The organism is Romboutsia sp., assembly GCF_035470145.1.
Taxonomy (GTDB): domain Bacteria; phylum Bacillota; class Clostridia; order Peptostreptococcales; family Peptostreptococcaceae; genus Romboutsia_D.
This window is the reverse complement of sequence record NZ_DATIRC010000132.1, coordinates 1-1,772: the sequence shown is the minus strand read 5'-3', so window position 1 is coordinate 1,772 and position 1,772 is coordinate 1. Positions and strand designations below refer to the sequence as shown.

Annotated in this window: 3 protein-coding genes; 2 read left to right on the top strand and 1 reads right to left on the bottom strand. The window is 28.9% G+C overall.

Going from position 1 to position 1,772, the window contains the following annotated elements; all coding sequences use genetic code 11:
• Positions 1-407: PUA domain-containing protein (locus VLM92_RS05305; RefSeq protein ID WP_325275314.1), on the top strand; the 407-nt coding region annotated here is incomplete at its 5' end.
• Here VLM92_RS05305 and VLM92_RS05300 read toward each other — a convergent pair.
• Positions 404-934: a hypothetical protein gene (locus VLM92_RS05300; RefSeq protein ID WP_325275313.1), complete on the bottom strand. Its 531-nt coding sequence runs from the start codon at positions 932-934 to the stop codon at positions 404-406. The two genes, VLM92_RS05305 and VLM92_RS05300, sit on opposite strands and share 4 nt — an antisense overlap.
• Positions 935-1,088: 154 nt before the next feature.
• On the opposite strand from VLM92_RS05300, the gene VLM92_RS05295 reads away from it, so the two are divergent.
• Positions 1,089-1,625, top strand: coding sequence for a gamma carbonic anhydrase family protein (locus VLM92_RS05295; RefSeq protein WP_325275312.1), 537 nt, complete (start codon positions 1,089-1,091; stop codon positions 1,623-1,625).
• Positions 1,626-1,772 lie beyond the last annotated feature (147 nt).

The following is a 1,772-nucleotide window of genomic DNA, read 5'->3' as shown; positions in this document are numbered from 1 at the left end:
ATAACCTTGAATGTTTAGCGTCATATCAGTTTGGCGTGAATGTAGGTGAAAAATTATTAGAAAATACAACTATCAAGGATAAGTATCAATGGTATAAGATAATTGAAAATGGGAAACAGATTGGTATGATGACTGAAAAACGAGGTTTTATTTCACTTACTAGTTTTGGTGGTAAAAAAATTCAATCGATGAATAGTTATTGGGTTGAGATATTTGATGATTTTGATTTGAAAGGATCGGTTTTTGCACCTGGTGTTAAAAATGCTGATGAGCAAGTAAGAATTGGTGATGAAGTAGTTGTGTTAAGGAACAAGAAACTTGCAGGTGTTGGTGTTGCTATGATGAATGGTTATGATATGGTACAGTTAAAATATGGTGAGGCAGTTAAAATGAGACATCGAATTTAAAAACGCTTTAGTCGTTCATCTTTTCCACAGAATGGGCAAGAAAAAATATGTAGATCATTATAAAGTTCTGATCCTTCAGCCCAAATAGTTATACCTTCCCCGCAGGATGTACATTTAAAGCTTGCTTTGACTGATTTTTTTTCAGGTATTTCTTCTATGCAACTTTTTGGTTTTGGTGAGATAATTCCAACTATTCCACAATCAGGGCAGGTCATTTTTACAGGTTTTTCATCGTTGCTTTTTGATTTTTTTAATGCAAAAATACCTTTGCATGTTGGACATTTGAAATGAAAAAGACCACCTTTAAGTGATTTTTCAAATTCTTTAACATTTGCTTGAGTTTTAGGTTTTTTTGTTTTTTTAATAACGATTACGAGTATTGTTAGTAGAACTGTTATTAGAAATGTACCAACAAGTATTAGCTGCCAACCTTTATCAAAATATGAATTATAAATAGCAAAAATAAAGATCCATAAAAAAAGGATCCCGAGTAAAATATAAGGACCTTTTGTCTCTATCCATCTCATCTCCTACCACCTTTTTTTACTTCTCAATAAAATAAATACCTAAATTATATTAAAGTTTTTTTACTATTTTTTTAATTATTGTTTAAAAAAGGTTAGATGTAAAAGTTTAAGTTTTATAGTTAATCTTTGTAAAATATTTTAATCTGTATAAAAGTTGGTAATTTTTATATTATATAAGTATATACTAGAAAGACTAAAGATGAAACCAAAAATACACAAATCAAGTTTTGTACATGAAACAGCAGTAATAATAGGTAACGTGGAAATAGGAAAAAACTGTGGTATTTTCCCTAATGCCGTGATACGAGGTGATCAAAATAAAATAGTGATAGGGGATGGATCAAATGTTCAAGATTGCTGTGTAATTCATTGCGACGCAGAACATGATGTTAAAATTGGTAGAAATGTTTCAATTGGACACTGTGCAATGGTTCATGGAGCAACAGTTGAAGATAATGTATTGATTGGAATTCATTCTACAATTTTAAACGGAGCGGTAATCAAGCAAGGTTCAATTATTGGAGCTAATGCTCTTGTTAAATCAGATATGGAAGTTCCTGAAAATAGTTTGGTTCTAGGAATACCCGGAAAAATTATCAAAGAAGATAAAGAATTTAGAGAAATGGCCATTAGAAATGCAGATGTTTATAGAAAAATTGCAAAAAGGCATAAAAAAGGTGAATTTAATTGATAAAATTATTAATAAATATTGAAGTCTTATGTTAATCTAATATACACTATTTTAGTAGCATAGATAGTTAGTTTTTATTTTTTTAATTTTTAGAAAGAAAAAAAAATTTAAAAAAAAGAGAAATATTTTTAAATTATATTAATAGAG